This window comes from Halobacillus litoralis (assembly GCF_020524085.2).
Taxonomy (GTDB): domain Bacteria; phylum Bacillota; class Bacilli; order Bacillales; family Halobacillaceae; genus Halobacillus; species Halobacillus litoralis_E.
The window spans coordinates 277,498-301,778 of the sequence record NZ_CP129016.1; the positions used below are offsets into that span (position 1 = coordinate 277,498).

Annotated in this window: 23 protein-coding genes and 4 pseudogenes; 11 read left to right on the top strand and 16 right to left on the bottom strand. The window is 43.8% G+C overall.

Annotated features, from left to right (window positions below; all coding sequences use genetic code 11):
• Positions 1 to 39 precede the first annotated feature (39 nt).
• The 4 genes from mmuM to LC065_RS01540 all read right to left on the bottom strand — a co-directional run bounded on the left by mmuM (position 40) and on the right by LC065_RS01540 (position 4,900).
• Positions 40 to 969, bottom strand: coding sequence for a homocysteine S-methyltransferase (mmuM, locus tag LC065_RS01525; protein WP_226594124.1), 930 nt, complete (start codon positions 967 to 969; stop codon positions 40 to 42).
• Positions 970 to 1,106: 137 nt separating this feature from the next.
• On the bottom strand, positions 1,107 to 1,490 hold the full coding sequence (locus tag LC065_RS01530) for a DUF4870 domain-containing protein (protein WP_226593871.1): 384 nt from the start codon (positions 1,488 to 1,490) through the stop codon (positions 1,107 to 1,109).
• Between the two features lie 236 nt (positions 1,491 to 1,726).
• Positions 1,727 to 2,341, bottom strand: a complete 615-nt coding sequence (locus tag LC065_RS01535; RefSeq protein ID WP_226593870.1) for a sortase — start codon at positions 2,339 to 2,341, stop codon at positions 1,727 to 1,729.
• A 369-nt stretch (positions 2,342 to 2,710) separates the two neighbouring features.
• Positions 2,711 to 4,900, bottom strand: a complete 2,190-nt coding sequence (locus LC065_RS01540; protein WP_306163701.1) for an ATP-dependent helicase — start codon at positions 4,898 to 4,900, stop codon at positions 2,711 to 2,713.
• 195 nt (positions 4,901 to 5,095) lie between these two features.
• Here LC065_RS01540 and LC065_RS01545 point away from each other — a divergent pair, with 195 nt between their 5' ends.
• Positions 5,096 to 5,269, top strand: a complete 174-nt coding sequence (locus LC065_RS01545; protein ID WP_226593866.1) for a hypothetical protein — start codon at positions 5,096 to 5,098, stop codon at positions 5,267 to 5,269.
• Between the two features lie 95 nt (positions 5,270 to 5,364).
• On the opposite strand, the gene LC065_RS01550 is transcribed toward LC065_RS01545, so the two are convergent.
• Entirely contained in the window at positions 5,365 to 5,841 is a 477-nt protein-coding gene (locus tag LC065_RS01550; RefSeq protein ID WP_371933433.1) for a ferritin, read from the bottom strand.
• A 181-nt stretch (positions 5,842 to 6,022) separates the two neighbouring features.
• On the opposite strand from LC065_RS01550, the pseudogene LC065_RS01555 reads away from it, so the two are divergent.
• The 3 genes and pseudogenes from LC065_RS01555 to LC065_RS20310 all read left to right on the top strand — a co-directional run bounded on the left by LC065_RS01555 (position 6,023) and on the right by LC065_RS20310 (position 8,697).
• Positions 6,023 to 7,190 (top strand): annotated as a pseudogene (locus LC065_RS01555) (DUF4317 domain-containing protein).
• Between the two features lie 323 nt (positions 7,191 to 7,513).
• Positions 7,514 to 8,233: a cation:proton antiporter domain-containing protein gene (locus LC065_RS20305; RefSeq protein ID WP_371933384.1), complete on the top strand. Its 720-nt coding sequence runs from the start codon at positions 7,514 to 7,516 to the stop codon at positions 8,231 to 8,233.
• Between the two features lie 23 nt (positions 8,234 to 8,256).
• The gene (locus tag LC065_RS20310; RefSeq protein ID WP_371933434.1) at positions 8,257 to 8,697 is read left to right on the top strand and encodes a cation:proton antiporter domain-containing protein; all 441 of its coding nucleotides are present in this window, start codon (positions 8,257 to 8,259) and stop codon (positions 8,695 to 8,697) included.
• 82 nt (positions 8,698 to 8,779) lie between these two features.
• Here LC065_RS20310 and LC065_RS01565 read toward each other — a convergent pair.
• The 9 genes and pseudogenes from LC065_RS01565 to LC065_RS01605 form a co-directional block, all read right to left on the bottom strand.
• Positions 8,780 to 9,108, bottom strand: a pseudogene (locus LC065_RS01565) (four-helix bundle copper-binding protein).
• Between the two features lie 73 nt (positions 9,109 to 9,181).
• Positions 9,182 to 9,853, bottom strand: coding sequence for a response regulator transcription factor (locus tag LC065_RS01570; protein ID WP_226593860.1), 672 nt, complete (start codon positions 9,851 to 9,853; stop codon positions 9,182 to 9,184).
• Positions 9,828 to 11,225: a sensor histidine kinase gene (locus LC065_RS01575; RefSeq protein WP_226593859.1), complete on the bottom strand. Its 1,398-nt coding sequence runs from the start codon at positions 11,223 to 11,225 to the stop codon at positions 9,828 to 9,830. The genes LC065_RS01570 and LC065_RS01575 overlap by 26 nt, the downstream gene beginning before the upstream one ends.
• A gap of 82 nt (positions 11,226 to 11,307) precedes the next feature.
• Positions 11,308 to 13,335 (bottom strand): heavy metal translocating P-type ATPase, encoded by a 2,028-nt coding sequence (locus tag LC065_RS01580; protein WP_226593858.1) that lies wholly within the window; start codon positions 13,333 to 13,335, stop codon positions 11,308 to 11,310.
• Positions 13,336 to 13,359: 24 nt separating this feature from the next.
• The gene (locus LC065_RS01585; protein ID WP_371933435.1) at positions 13,360 to 13,887 is read right to left on the bottom strand and encodes a multicopper oxidase domain-containing protein; all 528 of its coding nucleotides are present in this window, start codon (positions 13,885 to 13,887) and stop codon (positions 13,360 to 13,362) included.
• Positions 13,888 to 13,956: 69 nt separating this feature from the next.
• Positions 13,957 to 14,184: pseudogene (locus LC065_RS01590) on the bottom strand (multicopper oxidase family protein); the annotation flags it as partial.
• Between the two features lie 13 nt (positions 14,185 to 14,197).
• Positions 14,198 to 14,464, bottom strand: a complete 267-nt coding sequence (locus LC065_RS01595; protein WP_306163702.1) for a multicopper oxidase domain-containing protein — start codon at positions 14,462 to 14,464, stop codon at positions 14,198 to 14,200.
• Positions 14,421 to 14,855: a multicopper oxidase domain-containing protein gene (locus LC065_RS01600; protein WP_306163703.1), complete on the bottom strand. Its 435-nt coding sequence runs from the start codon at positions 14,853 to 14,855 to the stop codon at positions 14,421 to 14,423. Before LC065_RS01600 ends, LC065_RS01595 begins: the two co-directional genes overlap by 44 nt.
• A 17-nt stretch (positions 14,856 to 14,872) precedes the next feature.
• Positions 14,873 to 15,133, bottom strand: a complete 261-nt coding sequence (locus LC065_RS01605) for an SHOCT domain-containing protein (protein ID WP_226593855.1) — start codon at positions 15,131 to 15,133, stop codon at positions 14,873 to 14,875.
• Between the two features lie 246 nt (positions 15,134 to 15,379).
• On the opposite strand from LC065_RS01605, the gene LC065_RS01610 reads away from it, so the two are divergent.
• Complete coding sequence (locus LC065_RS01610; protein ID WP_226593854.1) at positions 15,380 to 16,015, top strand: YdhK family protein; 636 nt, start codon at positions 15,380 to 15,382, stop codon at positions 16,013 to 16,015.
• A 110-nt stretch (positions 16,016 to 16,125) separates the two neighbouring features.
• Here the strand turns inward: LC065_RS01610 and LC065_RS01615 are convergent, their stop codons facing one another.
• On the bottom strand, positions 16,126 to 17,499 hold the full coding sequence (locus LC065_RS01615; RefSeq protein WP_226593853.1) for a hypothetical protein: 1,374 nt from the start codon (positions 17,497 to 17,499) through the stop codon (positions 16,126 to 16,128).
• A 365-nt stretch (positions 17,500 to 17,864) separates the two neighbouring features.
• On the opposite strand from LC065_RS01615, the pseudogene katG reads away from it, so the two are divergent.
• The 6 genes and pseudogenes from katG (at position 17,865) to LC065_RS01645 (ending at position 23,577) form a co-directional block, all read left to right on the top strand.
• Positions 17,865 to 20,099 (top strand): annotated as a pseudogene (gene katG, locus LC065_RS01620) (catalase/peroxidase HPI).
• Between the two features lie 170 nt (positions 20,100 to 20,269).
• The gene (locus LC065_RS01625; RefSeq protein ID WP_226593851.1) at positions 20,270 to 20,569 is read left to right on the top strand and encodes a hypothetical protein; all 300 of its coding nucleotides are present in this window, start codon (positions 20,270 to 20,272) and stop codon (positions 20,567 to 20,569) included.
• 179 nt (positions 20,570 to 20,748) lie between these two features.
• On the top strand, positions 20,749 to 21,474 hold the full coding sequence (locus LC065_RS01630; protein WP_226593850.1) for a polyphosphate kinase 2 family protein: 726 nt from the start codon (positions 20,749 to 20,751) through the stop codon (positions 21,472 to 21,474).
• 933 nt (positions 21,475 to 22,407) lie between these two features.
• Positions 22,408 to 22,737: an ArsR/SmtB family transcription factor gene (locus LC065_RS01635; RefSeq protein WP_226593849.1), complete on the top strand. Its 330-nt coding sequence runs from the start codon at positions 22,408 to 22,410 to the stop codon at positions 22,735 to 22,737.
• Positions 22,718 to 23,161 (top strand): SRPBCC family protein, encoded by a 444-nt coding sequence (locus LC065_RS01640; protein ID WP_226593848.1) that lies wholly within the window; start codon positions 22,718 to 22,720, stop codon positions 23,159 to 23,161. Before LC065_RS01635 ends, LC065_RS01640 begins: the two co-directional genes overlap by 20 nt.
• 23 nt (positions 23,162 to 23,184) lie before the next feature.
• Positions 23,185 to 23,577, top strand: coding sequence for an SRPBCC domain-containing protein (locus LC065_RS01645; protein ID WP_226593847.1), 393 nt, complete (start codon positions 23,185 to 23,187; stop codon positions 23,575 to 23,577).
• Positions 23,578 to 23,683: 106 nt separating this feature from the next.
• Here the strand turns inward: LC065_RS01645 and LC065_RS01650 are convergent, their stop codons facing one another.
• Positions 23,684 to 23,971, bottom strand: coding sequence for a YkvS family protein (locus LC065_RS01650; protein WP_160913950.1), 288 nt, complete (start codon positions 23,969 to 23,971; stop codon positions 23,684 to 23,686).
• Positions 23,972 to 24,281: the final 310 nt, after the last annotated feature.

Sequence of the window (24,281 nt, forward strand, 5' to 3'; positions counted from 1 at the left end):
GAAGGGCTGACTCTATCGTCACCCTTCTTTTTTATCCTTTCATTTCCACTTCAACACCAACCCACGAATATGCTCAGGCGTCGTCCGGCAGCACCCACCAATGATTGATGCCCCTTGATCAATCCAACGTTCCGAAGCATCATCAAAGCCTACCACGCCCCCCTCTCCGTGCCACGTATTGGAATCTGGATTATACGTTTCGCCGGAGTTCGGATACATAAGCACTGGCTTATCTGTATGTTCTTTCAGGACAGCCACGGCATCTGCAGCTATCTCCATTGGGGCACAGTTCACCCCGATTGCAGCGATTTGTCTGTTGTCATTCAGCTCTTCAGCACAAGATCGAAGAGCCGTCCCGTCGCTGATTTTCTCTCCATCTTTTAATGTAAAAGACATCCAGGCATACGACTCAGGAAATTCTCTTAATAATGCGGCCAAGACTCTCGCCTCTTGGTAAGAGGGGAGAGTTTCCATCGCGAGAAGGTCTGCCCCGGCTTCTACCAATGCTTTCATTCTCGGACGATGGAAATCCATCAACTGTTGATCCGTTACACCATATTTTCCAATGTATTCTGAGCCGTCTGCAAGATAAGCTCCATAAGGACCGATCGAAGCGGCCACTAACGGCTTCACTTTGTTCACAGAAGACGCTTCTTCCCAATATTCGTCTCTTGCGCTCCTTGCAAGCTCCACCGTTTTCTTGATCAACGATAACGATTGCTCTTCAGAAAAGCCTCGTTCCTCAAATCCTGCGATCGTCGCCTGGTAACTGGATGTAATGGCACAATCCGCTCCCGCTTTGAAATATTCTTTATGTACATCCTTAATAGCCACAGGATTTTCCAATAGAACTTTGGCCGACCATAAAGGATCGTCCAAGTCGCAGCCATAAGCTTCAAGCTCTGTCGCTAAAGCGCCATCCAGGATCATGACAGAGTTCTGTTCAAGGATTTGTCTAACAGGATCCATATTCATCATTCATCCTCCCTTTTATCCCGCATACCTTACCTATGCTTTCAGGACCTTTCGACACCGAAACCTTTCATTCCTGCAAAACAAATAGACTGCCCTCCATAAAAAAAGAAAGGCAGTCTCATCGTCATATTTTATGCTTTCACCATTTTCTGTAATTGTTCCTCCGCCATTTTCCCCGTCACCGGTAAATGATACCTTTCCCCCTGGTACGCTTTTACCATCAATACAATCCATAACACCAAGGTAACTGGGGCCATCAATAAGCTTACAAAAAGGCCGATGATCGGAATGAAATTGACGACAAATCCAAAAATGAAAAAGAAACCAAATAGAATCACGGACTGCATCGCATGAAAACGGATGAAGTCGTTTTCCTTTTCAATAAGAAGAAAGACGATGCCACTGATAAAACCGAGCAAATAGGTAAGCAGACCTCCGACGTTTTCCTCTAAACCTGTCGAAGATTTTTTCTCTTCCTCACGGCTTGAATTTTTCGTTTTTGATTCTTGATCCACCTTCCACCCTCCTTTTCAAAGAGATTTAAACCCGTTACATTTGCCCCCTTCCTTTTTACTAATACATATCAGATTGAATAAAGAGTATGACCAGAATGGGGTTAAAACTTTTTTTGATTTCCATGGCAAATCTCTATCTAAAGGTCAATAGTTCTAGTTCCCCTCGATGATCATTCACTTAAGTGAAAACGAATCAAAACACCCCCTCCTTTCATCACAGAAGGAGGGGGCAGACTTTATTCTATTTCTTGTTGTTTCACAAAAACCGCTTCTACGATCAAACGCTCAGGAGCAGAACCGATAAAGTCAAACGGATAACAGGTGGTCAACGTCAAAGTTGGAGAGGATGTTGGCACAAGGAACGAAGTGTCCTCCGAGTCCGCCACCCCTATTTTATGAATTTGGTATTCATACTCGATGTTGTTCTCCGTGAGATAGATGAAATCCCCTTCCACTAAACCATCAAGAGCGGCAAACGCCGTCTCTTTATGACCGGCAAGAGCGGTGTGACCACCTTCAGAAGGGGATGATGTAAACGATGTATCATACATCCCGATTCCTTTCTTTAAGGTGTCTGGATCAGAATCGTAATACACAGGGTACTTTTTTCCAAGCTTAGGAATTGTCAGCTCTTCAACCCCTTCATACGCTTCGAACGTTTCAGCAAAAACATAGTCCATTGTATAGGAAGACTCACTCCCCTGTTCAGAAACCGAAGAAGCTTCGCGCATATCTGTCTGCAATCCGTGATCATAGGAAACGACCTCACCTTGTAACCACCATTGATAACCGTTCCACAAAACCACCAAGAGTCCCATCGTTATGAAGATGATGCTAAGTTTTCGGATCATCAGACTTCATCTCCTTTGCGATCAAGTAGTTTAAATTTCACCGTTCCTTCTTCCGGGCACTGGAATCGAGCCTGCTCCTGTTACGATACATATCTACGAAAACACCGGCCGGGTAAGTGGTATGCTTTCCCACGTTCTCTATCACTTCGCGAAAAGGACTTCCCTTCTAGGACCTATGTTAAATGCTTTTTATTAAGTGAACGATAAGAAAAGGTGAAAGGGTTGTAAAAGAATGTAAATGTGACTGGTATTGAAGCACATATTCGTTAATTTTCCAATTAGATTCCTTATTGTTGATAATAAAAAAGATGCCAAGATCCTAAAGACCTGGCACCTTCCTAGTGGTTTTATTTAATGTTCCATTTCTTTTTAACCTTTACTCAATAACCCGTTGTCCAAACAAACCTCTAACAACAGTTCCTTGTAACCTGCTTCTTCGAATTGGATGCCGATCTGATCACTACCGAATTCCTTAATCATACCAGGACCGAACTTCCGATGATTGATGCGTTTGCCAATCTCCACATCATCCATTCGGAGCAGGTTTTCGTCCGATAAATCAGGAGCTGGCCGCTTCCGTTTTTTCAGCGGCTTCTTCTCCCCTTCCGGCTGAAGGATCCTTCTCACGTTCATTAAGAAGATCGACTCAGTTACGCGTTCGCTGCCTTTGTAGTTGTACGTCAGCAACTCAAGGTTTGTTCTTGCGCGTGTCATCCCGACATAGAAAAGACGGACGGCTTCTTCCATCGGTCCTGCTTCCTTATTGCGGTACGTTTCCATATCGTCCTTCGATGGAATGACGCCATTCACGAGGTCGATCATGTACACTTTGTCATATTCAAGACCTTTGGCACTGTGGAGTGTCGTCAGCGTCAAGGTGCTTTGATTTTTATTGTACTTCGAAGTTTGAAGGAGCTTCTCCAACTCCTTCAAGCGGTCAGCAAATCCTTTCAGAGAGCCTAACCCCTCAGCGATCTTTTCCGGGGTGTTCAAGATATTCATCAAGTGTTCAGCATTGAACCCAAATTTCTCGGACATCTTCTGCAGAGCATGATCGTAACCGAGCTTTTCCCTGATCGTGCGGATCGCCTGGGCGGGCTCCATTTCGTTGATATCTTTAAACAGCTTCTTCGCCTTCTTGATATTCTTTGATTGATAGTCAGGTATGTCCCTCTCCAAAAGCCGATCAAAAACGGAGGCTTGGCTGTTTTTCTTTTTCAAAAAGAAGATCTGTTTTTTCGAAATGTAAGCATTGAACTTCGTATGAATACGCTCGAGAACATCAACACGCCGGTCATTATAGGAAAACCGCATAAAGTTCAGGATATCTTCTACGACCCAGTGTTTAAAGAACTTCGGATCGATGTCTTTCATGTAAAAATTGATGCCTGCCTTATCGAGCTGATCAGCAATCGGTACAGCCGAGGCGTTGTTGCGGTAAAGGACAGCCACCTCTTCGCCCGGGCCTCTATTTTTCAGCTGCTCTGTGAGATACTTCAACTGCTTTTCATAGTTGCTCAAGTTTTTGATCTCGATTGGAGTGTGCGCCTCATTTTCTGTGAACATTTCTTTCGCATACCGCTTCTTATTGCGTTTAATGAACTGATTGGATACCTTCACAATATCCTGGGATGAGCGGTAGTTCTGGGACATCGTCAGCACCGTTCCGTTCGGATACGTCTCTTCAAAATCCAGAAGTTTATCGACATCCGAACCCCGCCACATGAAGATCGACTGATCATCATCCGCTACGACACAAAGGTTGTTCTGCGGTTTGGCCAGCAATTCAACGATTTCATGCTGGACCAACGAGTTATCCTGACTTTCATCCGTCAACATGTACTCAAACTGCTGCTGATATTTGGATAGGATTTCTGCATCGTCCAATAAGATTTGATGACAATACGTAAGCATGTCATCAAAATCAAGCAGCAACTTAAACGGATCTTTCTTTTTGAATGCTTCATACGAATGATAAATAGCTGAGGCCTGTTTCACCTGACAAGAGACACGCTCAAGCTCTTTCCCTTCAATCATCCGGTTCTTCACAAAACTGATATACCTCATCAGCTCGTCCATCTCATCATCCGTCATCTGCACACCATTTGTATCTTCATACAACTTCTTCAAAATGAACTTCTTATGAAGCGGAACTTCCGGGCCGTCCCAGCCTTTTTTCAATTCTTCATCACTGATGTTTCCTTCAATCAGCTGGAAATCCTGACCATTCTTTCGTAACGACTCGCGGACCACTTTGTATGCGAAACTGTGGATGGTGGAAAAGTGGACTTTTTCATTCGTCAGACCGGAAAAGAAACGATCGAAACGTTCCGACATATCCCGGGCTGACGCTTTACTGAATGTGACCGCCATAATCCGGTCCGGGTCCACTTTTTTCTCAAGGAGCAAATAACCGATCTTCATATTCAGTGTCGTTGTTTTCCCTGACCCGGGCGACGCAAGCAAAAGCAGCGGCCCATCCGTATGCACCACTGCCTGCTGTTGGACCTCGTTTAAAAGGACACCCGTCTCTTGCTCCATTCGCTCAAAAAAATCCATACCTGCTCCTCCTTTCTCATTGACGTACAACGAAAAAATAGATGGAAGAAGGCACACACGCTTCTTCCATCTATTTTTTTCAACTTCACTTATTATACATTGGATTTCGTATCGTTTCTAGATGAATTTCTTCCCTGGCATACATGAGAAATTCACTTCCGATTCATAATAAGAAGGAGACGGAGGTGAACAATCATGGCGAAAAGAACAAAGAAACACGACGCTGAACAAAAGAACAAAAAGGGATTTGACCCTAAACAAGCCGACACTGAATTCTCTCAGGAATTCGGCAGCGAAGCAGCTAACGAAGCTCACAAACAAGAAGCTAAAAAAGCACGCAAATCTAAAAAAGCAAAACAAGACAACTAATACAAAAAGGATTCCCTCACGCGGGAATCCTTTTCCTTTTGAAGGCCGTCCCAGTACTCCCGTTAGGTTATACAAGTCAAAGATGACCTTCCATTCTATACCGCCTGCCTTTGGCCTAACTCTTGATCCAACAATAAAATAGCTGATGGATTATCTTGTGCAAGTTTCAACCGGTCCACAATCGTTTGACTCTGAGCTTCTTCATCAATTTGCTCCCTCAAGAAATCTTGGATGATGACGGCCGCTTGGGGATCGGTCTGGTTCGCATAATTGAAAGCTTGGCGGTAAGAATTGGTGACAAATTGTTCATGTTCCAACACCTTCTGGAACGTTTCGAGCGGTGAACCATATTCTGTCGGCTGGGCAGGGATTTGAGACAACTGAACCGTTCCATCTTTATCCACGACATAATCGATCAACTTCAGCATGTGTGTTCGTTCTTCCTCTGATTGAAGACGCAGCCATTTGGCCATCCCTGTATAATTCTTCTTCCCCATATAGGCAGACATCGCTAAGTATAAGGTCGTTGATACGTGTTCAATTTCAATCAGGCGGTTGAATAGTTGCTCCATTTCTTTATTCAAAAACTCCACCTCCCTCGTAAGAATGTTCACCCTAAAAATGTATGACCACGTGTTCAAAGATATACGACGAAGCTCAGCCGGACTTCCTTGTTTTTCTTATCCTCCTCCCTGTACCTGTGTTAAAATAAGAGAACTATAGAACGAGCGAAAGATGAGGAGTGAACGATGGATGGACAAAAAAGACATCGCCGGCATCCGCAGGCAGCTTAAAGTCGAGAACGACCTACTGAAGATCAAGAACATCTTCAACGTCTATATCATGAAAGAAACGACAGAGATTTTTCATCACCAGAGCCAGCCATTTGAAATGCTCGATAAAGACCAGCAAGAGCTCTATATGAACAACTTCAAAAAGCTTCTCACCGGACAGCTTGACGAAAAGTTATTCGAGCTGAAATTTCAGCGTGAAGCCGAAGACAGCAGCCAGCTGATTTTACATAAAGGCCTACTAAGTAATCATGTCGATGACTGGAAGGAACAAATGCTTCAGATGACGGAAAAAATCATCCGTGATCACCCTTATGAGAAGGATGTCGTCATTTCCTTCATACGTGCAGAATATATGAAGCCGACAAGACGCCGCAGTGAAGAATCAGAGGAAAGCAGCCGCGACGCTGTGTATTCAAACCCATTCATCCTCTGCAGCATCAATAAAACCGAAGATCCGAAAAAAAGAAATCCAGTTCGACTATATCGAGAAAGAGTTCAAATATAAAATTGAAGTCGATCCTGTCATTGACTTGAAGAACCCGATGACCGGCTTCCTTTTCCCAGGCATTACGGACGGCGCTTCCGATGTGAACCATATCCTCTACTCTGCCGGAAAAGCCAACGAACCGGACTATCGCTTCATTGAAGACGTATTGAACGGGGAAGAAATCATGACGGCGAAAGAGGATAAAGCCATTTTCGAGGAAGTCATCCGTGATGTTGTCGGGGACCAATTGAGCCCTTCCACCCTTGCCAATGTGTATGGTGAGATCAATCGTACCGTAGAAGAAAACGAAGACGATACCCCGCCGAAGCTCGACTACAGAGATGTCGAGCGCGTTTTGAAATCAAGTGGTGAAGAAGTGGATTCTGAAAAAGTGAAGCACGCGTTCGCACAGATTACCGATAATGAAGGCTATGAGCTGAAAGCAAGCAGTATCGTACCGAAATACAACTCCAAATCGATTAAAATCAATACAAAGATCGCCAATATTTCAATCAGTCCCCAGGACCTGCAGTTTGTCAGACAGGTCAACTACAAAGGGAAACGCTGCATTATGATTGAAGTGGAAGAAGATGCAGAAGTGGATGGATTTAAAATGCTGCCGGAGGCTTTTGGAGAGTAAGGATGACAGCATCTTGGTTGATATTCTCCATTTTCAATTGATATATTTGGATTTTAATTGATATATTCTAAATTCAATTGATATCTCACAACTTCAATTGATATCCTGTACTCTATCTCTATCCTCAGTGATGAAGGCCCGTGCATTCTTTGTTCGGGCTTTTCTCATACGCAAATCAATCCTGAATCACATGACCGACACCTGTGTGCCTTTCCCCTTCGGTCCGGTCGGCTTCGCCGTATTATCCAGCCATGTAGAATGAGGTTTAATTATTTTACCCAGAGGATAATGGCAAACCATACATAGAAAAAGGAGGCTCGACCATGTCCATCATTCAAGGAATCCTACTCTTGTTCATAGGCTTTTTCATCTTCACCCTCGATAAAAAGCAAGAAAACATACCTGTACCTACTGTTCTTGTTTTTATTGGCATCGGTTTATCCTTCGTTCCTTACTTTTCTTCCATCGAAGTAACAGAACATATGATTTACCATGCATTTCTTCCCGCTCTCTTATTTGTTTCCGCCTACCGGTTTCCGGCGGAGCAGTTTAAAAAACATATGGGTTTCATCCTTTTTCTAGCTACTGCCGGACTCTTGTTGACGCTCGGAATCTTAGGGGGGGTTGTTTATGCCGTCAGCGGAACTTTTTTCTCTCTCTCTTTCATCGGTGCTTTACTTCTCGCTTCCATCCTAACGCCCACCGATCCTGTATCCGTTGTATCCATCCTAAAGAACTCTACGGGGAATGAAAAAATAGCGGATGTCGTAGAAGGAGAATCACTTCTTAATGATGGGACGAGTATCGTAATGTTTTCTGTGCTTCTCGGCATCTACACAAGCCGTGAGGAGTTCTCTCTCCTTTCATTTACGGGCGAGTTTCTAGTCGTTTCCTTAGGAGGCGCAGGTTTAGGCATTGTATTCGGATGGTTGATGAGCAAGGGTATCCATTACACCCATAACAAAGAATATCAGGTGATGCTGAGTATCGTTCTGGCCTATGGCATCTTTAACCGGCAGAACACCTTGGAGTATCTGGTGTGATCGCCACCGTATCTGCTGGTCTTATGCTCTCTTTTGAATACGGTCGAACCATAAAAGAAGAACATTTTAAGGATACCTTGGATGGCTTTTGGGGAATCGTTGAAATTTCGCTGCTGTCTCTACTATTCCTACTGATAGGAATCAACTCCGCTCCCTATCTAAGCTCACCTGTCTGGGGGTTCGCTTTCCTGGTCTTTATCCTGTCGATGGTCGTGCGGTTCCTCATTATCGCAGGCACTACAACCCTTTTCCCCCATTGGCGCAAGGAACTTTCCTGGCGTGAATCAGCTGTAATCTCATGGTCCGGCCTTAAAGGGACGATGTCCGTATTTCTCATTTTAAGTTTTCAGGTTCAGCACACGGGTGATCATGAAATGTTTCTATCGTTAGCTTTTGCTACAGTGTTGATCTCCCTCGTCATTCAAAGCCTGGGAGTTTATCCGTTGTCCAAAAAGTTGCTGTAGCAAACTATTTCGAGAGGATATAGGAGAAGTATTGTATGCAAAATAAAAACAGATCAGCTGAGAAGCTGATCTGTTAATTAGGTTACGCAATCTTTCTGCAAGCATCTGCACATTCCTGGCAGGCTTTCGCACACGCTTGGCAATGGTCATATGATCATGCTTGGCACATTCTTTCCCGCAATCATCACAAATCTTCGCACAAACAGATGCGAGTTCCGCTACATAAGGAGTACCTCTTGTAATCGCCGCTTCTAAGTATCCACAAATATCTGCACACTCACGATCGAGACGAATACACTCAGCCATCATTTTCACGTCTTCTTCTTTAAGACAAGCATCATAACAATGATTGCATGCCTCCATACATTCATGTAAAACCTTCAGCGTTTCCTGATACTGCTGGTGAGCCATAATTTTATTCCTCCTTATAATTTTAAGCTTACATATTTATAATACCCAGTACCCGTATAAGTAAACGTGTTTTTTACTTATTTATCCATTTGTATCCGACACCCCAGACCGTCTTCAAGTGGTCATTAATCGGAAATCCTGAGCGCCGGATTTTCTCACGGATGTGACGGACATGGGAATCAATCGTTCTTCCTCCTGTGTCTGATTGAATGCCCCATACGAGATCGAGCAGATCATTTCTATCATAGACATGATTCGGGTGTTTGAGCAGTAGGCCTAAGAGTTGAAACTCTTTCGGTGTCAAAGCGATTTCCTCGTTCCCGAAGCGCAATTCGTAAGTATCACTATTCCACTCCAAGCCATTCACATCGATCGAGGTCTTTGGATTTTCTCTCCTCAATAAGGCTTCTATTCGAGCAATAAGGATTTCTTCATCGAATGGCTTAGTTATGTAGTCATCCGCTCCTGTTTTCAAACCACGAATGACGTCTTCTTTCTGATCTTTTGCAGTCAACATAATGATGGGAACCTTACTGAAAGTACGTATCCGCCGGCATGTTTCCATTCCATCCATATCCTTCATCATAATATCCAGAAGAACAAGGTCATAAGCATAGGTGCGCAGTTCTTCCAACCCTTCCGCCCCGGTTGTTACTTTGTGAGCTTCATATCCGTGAGGGTTCAAATATAGTTCTAATAAGTCTAACATTCGCTTTTCATCATCGACTAAAAGAATTCTTTTCATTATTATCTTCCTTTGGCCAAGTGATCAAGATGGTCAACCCTTCATCATTAAAAGCTTTGACGGTTGCCCCATGCATTTCAATGATTTCCCGTACAATAGAAAGGCCTAGTCCTGTTCCTCCGATTTCTCTGGATCTCGCCTTATCCACCCGATATAACCGTTCGAACAAGTAAGGCAAAGCGCTTTCGGGGACTCCGGGCCCATCATCAGATATTCTGATGACCACGTGCTGTTTTTCTATTCCTGCTGCAATTTTTATCTTTGTTTCTTCTCCACCATAACGGAGAGCATTATCCACGATGTTAAAAAAGACCTGTTTCAATCTCATAGGGTCCGCATATATCCTCGTATTTGATGGAACATCTACGAACAACTGGGCTTTCCTTTCCTCTAAGAGGGGATGCAGGTGATCCTTTACCTCTTTGAGAACCATGGACATGTCAACAGATCGAGGATCAATAGCAAACGCATTTTCATCCATTTTTGCAAGTTGAAAAAGTTGCTGAACCATGTCCGTCAAGTGAGTGGCTTCTTCTTTGATGATGTTCAAGTATTTATCTTTATCTTCGAAGGATGTCTCCTTTTTTGCCGCCACATCGGCATAGCCTTTGACATAAGTCAGAGGCGTCCGCAGTTCATGAGCGATTGCAGATAAAAAATCGTGACGCTCTCTTTTTATTCGTTCGAGATCTTCAGATAATCGGTTGATCGACGAAGCGAGAACCCCCAGCTCATCATTCGGATGTTCATCAAGATACTCTTCCACTTTGCCGGTACTTAAGTTCTCTGTCACTTCTTTCATCCGAATAAGAGGACGCGTAATAAATTTGGACAGAGCGGCAACAATCAGGATCGTAACCAAAATCAGGACGATCATAACAAGAACAAACTGGCGTGTTAAATGACCAATGATGCTGCGAATCACTTCAGAGGGAGAAAACATGATCACATTTCCGATCTGTTCATTCTCCACGATAATCGTGGAGACCGTAGCCACATAGGGCTCCGTTCTCCATTCATCCTCAATGATCCTCTCCTTCTCTTCTGCCTTTCCGTCAATCGCTTCATAGAATACCTCAGGATAGGCTTCTTCATTAAACGATTCCGATAAGATGTTTCCATCCCCATCGGTAATGATCACTTCTGTGACCGCCTCCGATTCCATCAAGGCTACGTGAGCGAGAGTGGATTCATTAAAGTTATTCTCTAACACATCTCGATGACCTGCCCCCCGCGTCAATAACCCCTCCATCACTTCATTGATTCGATGGGAAGAAACGGTTGTATATAATACCGCAAAAAGCAAAAGTTCAATCAAAACCATCGAAATTAAGAAAAGTAACCCTAATTTAATTGATATTTTATGTTTCATATAACCTCTCATTTTCAAGGGGGAAAACTATTTGTTTTTATCCTACCCTCTATTTGTGCAGAAACTGTGCAGGAAATGGAAATCAGGATGCTTTGAGAAGTTTTGCGTTAATCGCTACAATCACTGTGCTCAAACTCATGAGGACAGCTCCAACAGCCGGGCTTAACACGATGCCGACAGGAGCAAGAACGCCTGCGGCCAGCGGAATGGAAAAGATGTTATACCCTGCTGCCCACCATAAGTTCTGAACCATTTTCTTATACGTGTTTTTGGATAAGGTTACGATGGATACGATATCTCTTGGATTGCTTTTCACAAGTACAATATCTGCCGTTTCCACTGCAACATCGGTTCCACTTCCAATAGCGATTCCTACATCGGCAGTCGCGAGAGCAGGCGCATCATTGATTCCGTCCCCGGTCATCGCCACTTTCCTGCCTTCTGCCTGTACTTTTTTCACTTGATCCGCTTTGTGATCCGGCATGACTTCTGCATACACTTCATCAATCCCGATTTGTTCAGCCACCCAGTCCGCCACTCGTTGATGATCCCCAGTGAGCATGATGGAACGGATGCCTCTTTCTTTCAATTCAGAAACCGCTTGCTTCGCAGAATCCCGGACCATATCAGCTAAGGCAATCATACCAATATAGGTGTCATCCCGGAGGACAAAGACGACCGTTTTGCCTTCTTCCGATAAGCGGCTGAACGTGTCCTGATCATAGTCGTGTTCGTTCTCTTTCATATATCCCGGGCTCATGACTTTTACTTCTTTTCCGTCCACCGTTCCTTTCAATCCTTTTCCAGTGACAGAATCGAAGTCTTCCACCTTACCAAGGGAGACCTCCCGATCTTCTGCTTCCTTCAGAATACCTTGAGCCAATGGGTGTTCAGAGTTCTGCTCCGCACTCGCCGCCCAATAGAGAAGGTCCTTTTCATCGTCTTCTTCTGGAATAAGGTCGGTCACACCGAACTCCCCTTTTGTGAGCGTCCCTGTTTTATCAAAAATAACGGCGTCAACGTTCCGTGCATTTTCAAACTGTGTCCGGTTCCTGATGAGAAGCCCCTGTTTTGCAGAAAGGGAAGTAGAGACCGCGACAACTAGAGGGGCTGCTAACCCTAAAGCATGAGGACATGTGATGACCATGACAGTGACCATACGTTCTAACGCTACATCCAAGGAAAAGCCTAAGACAAGCCACACCACAAACGTTGTGATCCCTGCGCCAAGAGCCAGGTAGAACAACCATTTAGCTGCGCGATTCGCGAAATCCTGTGCTTTGGATTTGGAATTCTGCGCTTCTTCCACAAGTGTAATCACTTGCGATAAATAAGTGTCGTCTCCTAACTTTTCTACCTCCAGTGTGAGACTTCCTTCTTTATTAATAGAACCTCCGATCACTTCTTCGCCCGTTTCTTTCTCTACCGGTACTGACTCACCAGTAAGCATGGATTCATCAATCGCTGACTTTCCATCTATAATTTTCCCATCCACCGGAATTTTCTCTCCCGGCTTTACGAGGACTCGATCATTTTCTTTCAGTTCATGGACGGGCACATCTTCGACCTGATCGTCTTCTGTCAGGCGATGAGCCTCACTTGGCATCAGCTTCACCAATTCCTGTAAGGCATTGGAAGCTCCCATCACGGATTTCATTTCAATCCAATGACCCAGGAGCATAATATCGATCAAAGTCGCAAGCTCCCAGAAGAAGTTTCTCCCCGACCATCCGAATACCACGAGGGAACTGTAGGCGTAGGCCACGAATATGGCAAGCCCGATCAAAGTCATCATCCCGGGGTTTTTATTTTTCAGTTCATCGATAGCCCCCGTCAAGAACGGCCATCCTCCGTAGAAAAATACGAATGTAGCTAAAGCGAATAACACGTATTGATCAAACGGAAACGTGAAGCTGAATCCCAAAAGCTCCTGAATCATAGGAGATAGGATGAGAATAGGGATGGTTATGATTAAAGATATATAAAACCTTCGCTTAAAATCATCAATCATCGCCCCGTGATCATGACCTTCGTGAGAATGATCGTGGCCTTCATGAGACTCTTCATGATGATGCTCTTCATGTTTTTCATGAGAATGTTCTTCACTCATCTTTTAAACCTCCATTTCTGTAAATTAAGGCTGATTCGTCTGATTCAGTTCGAAGGGTGAAAAAACACTTTTGTAATCTACTATGGTGACCATGCCACGATCCGCATGGTTATTATCATGACAATGGAATAACCATTCCCCTTTATTGTCCGCTTCGAAATAAATCGTATACGATTCTCCAGGTTTTACGTTAATCAGATCTTTCACTACCGCTCCCCCATCTTCTGCTTCTACTTGAAAACGATGGCCATGCAAATGCATGGGATGATTCAAGCGGCCTTCATTGGCGATATCCACTCTTACGATGTCTCCTTTTTCCACTTGAATCGGCGGTGTATCAGGGAAAACACGATCGTTGATCTGCCACGTCATTCCTTCTCCCATATTCATCCCCATACTGAGATTCATATCGTACGATACGTCCACATCCGGTATAGTCTCAAAGAGCAGATCCTCACTCGCATGGGAGGTCCCTTTGCTGGTTGCCGCATCTTTGGCATTCACTTGTAGATTCTCTCCACCGGAATCTGAAGAGAGGACAGTGATCCGCATATCCTGAGAGTTTTCAATCGAGGGCGTTTCCCCGATGATTTCATCTCCTTCCCCCTTCGTATATAAGACATCGATCCGTTCACCCGGAGCAATTTCCAACACATTGTTTTCACCAGAGCTTTGCACAGGTTCCGCATCGACAGCGATCGTTTTCATCGATCCTTCAGGAAAAACGAGTCGGTGCAGCTGGTATCCGGCATTAACAAAACGAAGTCTCGCCGATTCTCCTTCTTCCATTCTCAAAGGTTCGATTGCTTCCCCAGCTTTACCGTTCACTGTGAAAGTATCGTACATTTCTTTCGTATCTGCTTCACCATCTCCCCTGCATAGAGCCCATCATCATGCCACCCATGTTCGTCCAGTTCTCACGGTCCTGGTGAACCGCCCATTCATCTAAAATGAACACCTCATCATGTTCCGGTTTCTCCCCTTTTTCTTCAACAACAAGTGGCCCATATAACCCTTTGTCTACCTGGAGAGAACTATGTTGGTGTGAATGATACCAATACGTTCCAGGATCATCTGCTATAAACTCATAAGTAAAGGACTCTCCCGGTTCTACGGCATCCTGGGTCACCCCCTGGAACTCCATCCATCCGATTCGGAAGAATAACGCCGTGCCAATGAATGGTGACAGGAACATCTAATTCATTGTGCAGTTCGACCTGGACTAAATCACCCTCTTCAACGCGTAAGGACTCTCCAGGGACCTTTCCATTATAGGTCCAGGCCTGGACAGACTCCCCCTTTTGTATTTCCCACTCGGTTTCTTCCGCCGTTAGTTCAAACTGTTTGGTCGGCCGGCTGCCGGCTTCTATCGGTTGAATTTCGAGAATACTTGTTCCTTCTTCACTAGTGTTTAACTCCCTTGAGCTCTTCTGATCCATAAATGGAGATTGGAAAAACACCCATACTCCTATGGCAATGAGCGCGAGAATCATAAATGAACCGAACCACATCCTGTTCATCTTTTGCACCTCCAACTTCAGTCATCTAATTTCTTTTTCAAGCGGTCGTATTCTTCTTCTGTGATTTCCCCGCTTGCCAGACGTTTCTTCAATACCTCTTTTGACCCTGACTCCCCACGCACTCGATTACTTGAATTCTGCTCTTTTGCATGAGGTTTCATCATCCACCTGACAATGAAAAAAATAGCGATGATCAGAATCAAGAGAATCAATCCAAAGCCGAAAAAGCCCCCGAAGAAGCTGTTTCCCATTCCACTACCGTCCATCATTCCACCCATTGTCATTCCTCCTCCTTTACAATACCTATACCCTGTACTGTATATAAATTAACTTACAGTGTCTATACGTCTATCCCCAGCAATTGTGCAGATTTTATGGATTTTTTATAGACTTTTTCTTCATCCTGTCTTCACCGCTTTATATCCTTAGATTCAATTTATTATTTTTAAGACATTTGTCATTTCTCTACATAAGAAAAATTTGGTATATTGTTTTCCATCATAAAGAAAAGGGAGAAATGCGTAATGAAAAATGGTTATGTCATCACCATCTTGTTCAGCCTGCTTCTGGTTATAAGCGCGTGTGGGAATAGTGAAAATCAGGATCTTGAGAAAAATAGTGAAGAACCTCCGACAGTAGAAGAAACGAGTCAGGATGAAATGAGCAATGGTGAAATGAAAGATGATCATTCTATAAAAGAAGGACATGGTCACAACATGTCCAGTGATGGAAAAGTTCCAGATGGATTGCAGCCTGCCGAAAGCCCTGTCTATAAAGAAGGCGATCAGGTAATTATTGAAGCAGAGCATGCGGAGGGTCATGACCCAATGATGAAGGGTGCAGTGGCTACCGTGACAGGTGCTTTCGATACCACTGCTTATGCCGTATCTTTCACCCCGACCACCGGTGGAGATCCGGTAACGAATCACAAATGGATCATACATGAAGAGCTTAAAAATGCAGAAAATGCTCCTTTCTCAGAAGGAACAGCAGTGACGCTAGCGGCTGATCATATGGAAGGAATGGATGGTGCAAAGGCGACCATCGACACAGCTGAACAAACCACTGTCTACATGGTAGACTTTACAACCGTTGACGGTGAGCAGGATGTGACTAATCACAAGTGGGTGACAGAAAACGAATTACGTGCCCCTGAATAATATAAATACAAAAACGGGGCGGTAGAAGATGACCTTCTACCGCCCCGTTCTTATTCAAACATGGTTACGATTGTTCTTGGGTCTTCTCTTCTAAATAGAAAAGAAGATAGTTAATAAACGAGTAGTGTAAGGAGCGAGATTCCTATCCCTAAGAAGCCTAGCAAAATGCTATATGGCAGATTTCTAAGCACAATCTGATAGGGATTCATCCGTAAAGCTACAGAAGTAATCGTAACAATCAGGCCATAAGGGGCGGATGGTACGGTCGCGATCGCACAGGCAGACAGTAGAATGGTCAGCGTCACCTCCGGGAACGTTCCGATCAACAATTCACTGACACCACCAAAGATCCCCATCGTTGCAAGCGGATGAACACCTAACAGCGTCATCACAAGGAAAGCGGCTTGTATGAAGAGCATGATGAGAAGCGGACTTCCCTCAAGCGCAATCAGAGGATCCTGTAAATACTTCAAGTATGGCGAAGCATTCAACGTCTCTGTTAAAAAGGAAAGCGACAGCAGGAGAACGATGAAGTTGCTCAAGTGGTTCGTCTTCCATTTCCATGTCGGCCAGCCGATCTGAAGGAAACTTCTCTTCCGCTTCACGAGCACCGCCCATGTGAAAGCGAATGGGAAGATCGATACGGTCACAGCAAAAAGAAAGTCCAGCTGGATGACGTTGCCTAAAAATACGACAACCGCTAAAAACAGGACGAGCGCAACAATGAACTGGACCAGTTTCTTCCCGCTTTTCCCTGTCCCTTTTTCTATGGAAGATGTTGCTTCAATCTCGTATTTACGAAACATCATCTTCCCAATGAATGAATCCATAAAGATACCAAGAACGGCAATCAGCAGCATCCAAGGAAGCACCTCTAAATAATTCGCTCCTGTAATGAAAATCGAAGTCGCCAGCAGGATTTCAAGTGGGCTCCATAACAAAGCAAGCGAATACCCACGCAGTGTCGCCATTAAAATGAAGCTGTTCTTCACCTTCGTTTTCACATCTTTCAACTGTTCCTTCAACAAGTCCTGGGAAATGGTTGCGGAAGACAAGTTCAGGAAAGCAGCCAGAGAGACCATGGTGACTTCACTTCGGACATATAAGGAACCTAGTCCTTTGGCGTTACTCCCTAATAAGGATTGCAGGAGTTTGTTATACCTTCCCGCTTTCACGACACTATTCATCCATGGAAGCATGGATAATAGGAAGAGAAGTCCAATGTTCCCTGCAAAGAACGAGGGAATCTCCTGAAAGGTCGTCTCACTCGAGAAAAAGAAAAACGCACCGGCGACTAAAAGCACCATTCCCAGGATCTTGAACACGCGGTCCGAACGAGGAAAACTGATCGCCAGCATGACGATCCCAAGGATTCCTATGATGGTGTACAAAGTAGGATGGTTCCAAAACACGTGAACGACATTCAAGGCGAACACGAAAGAATAGAATATGTATAAGTAGTTTGATAGATGACGCACATTCATTCCCCTATCTCATCGACTGGATTTCTATGTTTGTTTGGGTGCATCGTTTACTAGAATCAATGCTTTCATGCTATACACAATGGGAATATTTTTCAATGAATTTGTATTAGGAAAAAGAAGACTTTTCCTCGAATCTATGCGTACCCATATGCAGGCCTCTTAATAATAGCCCCCGCCTCTCCCCCTCACTGATTCATCAACATTATAGATCTATTAAAATATGATTCACTTACATACCACTTTCAATGAAATAAAATTTTCCAAGCAAATCAGAGGGTTCTTCCTTTCAAAATTCGTCCTTTTTTATTATAATTATAATCTGAGATCGATTATAATTTTTTCACAAATATAGGAGGGTATCATTCATGGACAAAAATGAAATGCATGACAGCCAAGCTGGAAAATGTCCCGTAACCCACGAAAAAACGAAAGAAGAAAGCGCCGTAACGACAACGAAAGTCGGCACAACGAACAAAGACTGGTGGCCCAACCAGCTGAACCTGCATATTTTACGTCAGCATGATAAAAAGTCGAACCCGATGGGAGAAGACTTCGATTATGAAGAAGAATTCAACAAACTCGATTATTACGCCCTGAAGCAGGACTTGCATGAGCTTATGACAGATAATCAAGACTGGTGGCCGGCAGACTATGGACATTATGGTCCCCTTTTCATTCGTATGTCCTAGCACGCAGCCGGTACGTATCGTACAGGAGATGGACGCGGTGGTGGTGCTACAGGAAACCAGCGTTTCGCTCCTCTGAACAGCTGGCCGGATAACGCGAACCTCGATAAAGCCCGCCGCCTGCTTTGGCCGATCAAACAGAAATATGGCAATAAAATTTCATGGGCAGACCTGCTCGTACTTACTGGAAACGTCGCGCTTGAATCCATGGGCTTGAAAACCTTTGGCTTTGGTGCAGGACGCGAGGACATCTGGCATCCAGAAGAAGATGTCTATTGGGGCAATGAAAAAGAATGGCTCGGCGACAATCGTTACTCCGGCGATCGCGAACTTGAAAGCCCACTCGCTGCCGTTCAGATGGGACTCATCTATGTAAACCCAGAAGGTCCAAATGGCAACCCCGACCCGCTTGCAAGTGCACGCGACATCCGTGATACCTTCGGCCGCATGGGAATGAACGATGAAGAAACCGTCGCCTTAGTCGCCGGTGGTCACACCTTCGGTAAAGCGCACGGGGCTGGCGATCCTGACAAAGTCGGTGCTTCCCCAGAAGCGGCTGACATTGAAGATCAAGGCTTAGGCTGGGCGAGCTCTCACGGAAGCGGAAAAGGCCGCGACACGATCACAAGTGGTGTCGATGGTGCATGGACAGCGAACCCGACCGTTTGGGACAACGGCTACTATGACCTTTTATTCGGCTACGAATGGGAATTGACGAAGAGTGCAGCAGGGGCCAACCAATGGGCGCCTGTCAATCCTAAAAAAGAGGACCTGGCTCCAGATGCGGAAGATCCATCAGTAAAAGTTCCTACATTTATGACGACCGCCGATATGGCTCTTCGTATGGATCCTGATTATGAGAAGATTTCCCGTCGTTTCCACCAGAACCCGGATGAATTCGCCGATGCCTTTGCACGTGCATGGTTCAAGCTGCTTCACCGTGACATGGGACCAAAAGCAAGATATCTAGGACCAGAAGTTCCGGATGAAGACTTGATCTGGCAGGATCCAATCCCTACGGTGAATTATGAATTGACGGACGCTGAAGTAGCAGAGTTGAAAGAAAAAATTCTCGACTCCAGCCTTTCTGTCAGTGAACTTGTTAAGACAGCCTGGGCTGCAGCAAGCACATACCGTGGATCTGACATGCGTGGCGGTGCGAACGGCGCACGCATCCGACTCACTCCACAAAAAGACTGGGAAGTGAACGAACCCCAACAGCTTTCCAAAGTGCTTGCTGTCTATGAAGGCATTCAAAAACAGTTCGACAAAGAAGTCAGCCTTGCTGATTTAATTGTCCTGGGCGGAAGCGCAGCTGTAGAAAAAGCGGCCAAAGATGCAGGTGTCGAAGTCACGGTTCCATTCGTCTCCGGACGCGGCGATGCCACACAAGAACAAACGGACGAAGAAAGCTTCGAAGTCCTTGAGCCGATGGCAGATGGATTCCGTAACTATGAGAAGAAGAGATATACGTTGAGCCCTGAGGAACTGCTTGTCGATAAAGCACAGCTCCTTGGTCTTTCTGCACCGGAAATGACAGTACTCGTCGGTGGTATGCGCGTACTTGGTGCCAACTACAAAGACACTGACTACGGCGTATTCACAGACAAAGTCGGCACACTGACGAACGACTTTTTCGTGAACCTTCTTGATATGGGCATCGAGTGGAAGCCGAGTGATTACAATGAATACGAAGGCCGCGATCGTCAAACAGGCGAACTGGTCAGAAAAGCGACACGCGTCGACCTCGTCTTCGGATCCAACTCTGTCCTGCGTTCGCTCGGTGAAGTGTATGCACAGGAAGATAACAAAGAGAAGTTTGTACACGACTTTGTGGCTGCCTGGGTAAAAGTGATGAACGCGGATCGTTTTGATTTGAAGAAAAAGAAAGATTTAGCTTACCATAACGCGTAAGTAAGAAGCAGGAGGCCTCTCGCCTCCTGCTTTTTTCGTTATACGCATCTTAGAAAAAGAAACATGGATGGAGGCCAAAGACCATGCTTTCATAAATATCTGATATCATGGGAGGAAGAAACTGTTTCAAGTATAGAAAACCGTCCCCGCTTACGAAGGAGGCATGCCGTGTGGATCGGAACAATGAAGAAGAAGTGATTCGTAATTATCAAAAAGGCGAAAAAATGATGATTCTGCTTTTTGCCCAGTGGTGCATCAACCATGACTTAGATCCTGTAGCCATTTATCAAGAGGCCTATCCTTATCAAGATAAAAATAAAGAATTGATCGATGCCATGGAGCTGACCGTACCGAAGCAGGAGTCCGATCACATCGACCCTGAGACTCTGCTTGAAGTGTTGTCTCTCTATGGAAATGACGACCTCGCTTTTGTTGTAGCTGAGTTAATAAACCGTCAAAATTTGAAATAATTAAGCAGAAGCAGGAGGCTGATTCAGCCCCTGCTTTTCTTCATTTCCCCTCCTACTCCGCTTCCATGTTTTTCATTTTCGTTTTTATAATGATGATATTTAAAAGGCTTCCGGTTAGTCCTGAAGAATATAGAAAGAGAAGGTTTGATCATGATATAAGACTTAAAGGAGATGACGACATGCTAGAATCTGTAGATCTTTCCTTGAGCATAGACAAAAAGGAATATAAGAAGGAAATGAAACAGTCACAGTTGAAGTTACTCCAGTTGCAGCGATCCATCTACGATCATCAATTAGGCGTCATTGTTGTTTTTGAAGGCTGGGATGCTTCAGGAAAAGGAGGCGCGATCAAGAGGTTAACCAGTGGACTCGATCCGCGCGGTTTTGAGGTACATGCCATTGCCGCTCCTTCCACGAACGAAAAAAGACACCATTATCTCAAACGCTTCTGGAACAAGATTCCCCCGTACGGGAAAATAGCAATCTTTGATCGTTCATGGTATGGCCGCGTCCTTGTGGAAAGAGTCGAGAATTTCGCTTCTGTTTCCGAATGGAATCGAGCCTACAACGAAATTGTTCAATTTGAACATCTCCTTGCTCAAGATCGATATGTCGTCATCAAAGTATGGCTGCACATTTCTAAAGAAGAACAACTGAAACGATTTCAAGAAAGAGAAAAAGACCCTTTAAAAATATGGAAAATCACGGATGAGGACTGGAGAAATCGTTCCAAGTGGGAGATGTATGAAGAAGCTGTAGAGGATATGTTCCAGCACACATCGCATCCAGAAAGTAAGTGGCACATTGTAGAAGGAGAAAACAAACATTATGCCAGAGTGAAAACCAATCACATCGTTATACAGGAGATTGAAAACAAATTAAGGCAACTAAACCCTTCTATCTAACCATGACTGCTTAAAAAGCCCTGGCACTCAAGGAAGTGCCAGGGCTTGATTAAACAACTTAGGTGACCCAACCATGTAAGAATCATCCTTGATCCTACACATTTTTTTTGGATTCCAGACTTTCTCGAAGGACAATTCTACGGGGAATTCGTTTCCTTATCCAGTTAAGTCCAATTTTTCTTCCCATCTTCTTTTTTAACTTCAAAAGAAGAGAGAAAGCACCAACTAAGGGAATGCTCTTTGTTTCCTTACTCAACCCTCAATCTAACTTCAAATGGGAATCGCCTTACAAAGCCTTACCCCACTCCCTACCATCTGTAGATAGCTGTATCACCTGCCCCAATCAAGACTGTTTTTTTCATCCTCATACATCAGATGAACATTCTTTCATCGGCTGTGATTTTCGTTCGTTCGGAAACGAACTCGCGATGGTTGAGCCACCTAAGTTGTTTATTTGTTTTTGTTATCTTCTTTACACTCTTATTATAACACCATTTACCGATTGTATCGAAGTTGGTTGTGTCAACTTTGTAAACGTTTACAAATACCATGATGAATTATCTTGATACATCCATTTTATGATCTTAAGACAACCTCCTCCTCTCCATAATCTTTCTCACACCCTTATTACCAAAGTTTTTGAATTTATCAGTGATCATAATCCTCATATTATGATCAATAATAAAAAACAAATCAATGTAGGTTCCTACCCGCTTCGTACATAGGTGCGCTTTTTGAATGAACCAACTCCTTAATGGACCGTCACCTCCATCTGGGCAATAACGTAAAATTTCATAACCCTTTGCTCTATATCAATACAACACCATTTGGAGAACAGTCTTCTTTTAATACCAAATCATTGAGCAACGTTTTATAATTAAGTTATAACTTAATTAACTTGACACTTAATTAAATGGGTGCTAAATTAAATGCATGATGATCATTCAAACTATACAATCGTTATCGGTACCGACACGTCTAGAAATCTTGGAGCTTTTGAGAGATGAGGAACTAACATCTACTGAAATTGCTTCGCATTTCAGTATTTCAGCCCCTGCGGTCTCTCAACATTTAAAAGTATTAGAAAAATCCGGTTTAGTGAAAATGAGAAAAGAAGGAGTAAGACGATATTATCAAGTAAGAAGAGAAGGCTTTGTAGATCTAAAAAATTTCATTGATCAATTTTGGGAGGACAGTCTTATCCGTTTAAAAGAAGCAGCAGAAGAGGAGGAACGACAACATCATGAAAAAGGAAACGATTAACAAAGAAATATTCATTGAATGTCGTCCTCAGACACTGTTTTCGTTTTTTATTGACCCTGGGAAGATGCAGAAGTGGATGGGCAGACAAATTCTAATGGAGCCCAGGATTCAAGGCAGATTCCGCATTGATATTGATGGAGACAACATCGCTTTAGGAGAGTACAAAGAAATTGTCCAAAATGAAAAAATTGTGATGACCTGGGGATGGGAAGGTTCTGATATCATGCCTCCCGGAACGAGCACCGTAGAATTCCTGTTAGAAGAGCAGGATAACGGAACTTTATTAAAATTAACTCATTATGACATCCCAATCGAAAAAATCCACTCCAACAACGATGGCTGGACCCATTATATGGAACGCTGTAAAGGAATTGCAGAGGGGGTAGACATCGGTGTGGATCCGTGGTCTATTAAAAAATCCTAACTAGAAGGAAGGCAAAAATAATCATGAATAATCAAATTAATGAAGAAGTGCTATTTAAAACAACTCCAGATAAGTTATATGGTGTACTAACAGATGCTGATCAATTTTCTGAGATGTCAGGAGGCGCACCCACAGAGATACAACCAGCTGAAGGAGGTTCGTTCTCCCTATTCGGTGGTATGATAACGGGAAGAACAATAGAGCTTGCTCAAAATCAAAGAATTGTCCAAGCCTGGAGGGCTGGAAATTGGGAGGAAGGGAAATATTCGCTCGTCTCCTTCGTGTTTGAAGTTGTAGAAGAAGGAACACTCTTACAGTTTGAACATATCGGATTTCCAGAAGGTCAAGGAGAACACTTGACTAAAGGGTGGACGGAAAACTACTGGAATCCACTAAAGAACTATCTGGCTAAGTAAAAATACTACATGCTATGGTATCTGGCCCCCACGCTTACCCACACTAAAAAAAAGAGCAACACACTTGATAAGTGTGTTGCTCTTTTTTATATTACTATTGTTGAACTTACACGTCGCGACGTTTTTTAATACTGTAGTTTGTATGAGCAACAACGGTTTTTTCGAAATCTAAATTGCGCTCGTGGAAATCATCCATAATAGTCATGTCGCAAACAACAGAATTTTGTAAATTAGCAGAAGTTACGACAGCTTCAAACTGTTGGCCGTCTTTTTGGAAAGTTATAATATCGCCTACGGTCGCTTTTTCCTCTTCTTTTACTTCCTCTTGTTCTTCTGATTCTTTCTTTTTAAACGCAGCATCAACTAAACCTTTGCTTATATTTTCATCAGCCATGAGAAATTCCCCTTCCTAGTGAGTGAATGTAATGTAGTTTTTGTAGTTTCGCTTTCGTTGGTGTCAAGATTCTGGCCAAGGGTTTCCTTATCTATACCCTTAATCAAGTGCCCTCATTCACCTTAGAGTATTACTCTAACAAGATTCTTTTTTAGAAAAATAGGGACAACGCTTCCTAGTTAACGTACCCTCCACTTCAAAGAATATAACTTATTCTCCTTTAACTTTCCTTTTAAAATAATCGGTTTTTTCCTTAGTAAAAAGTCAAACTGAATGATCAAAGTGCAGATAAAATGCCTGACACCCACCA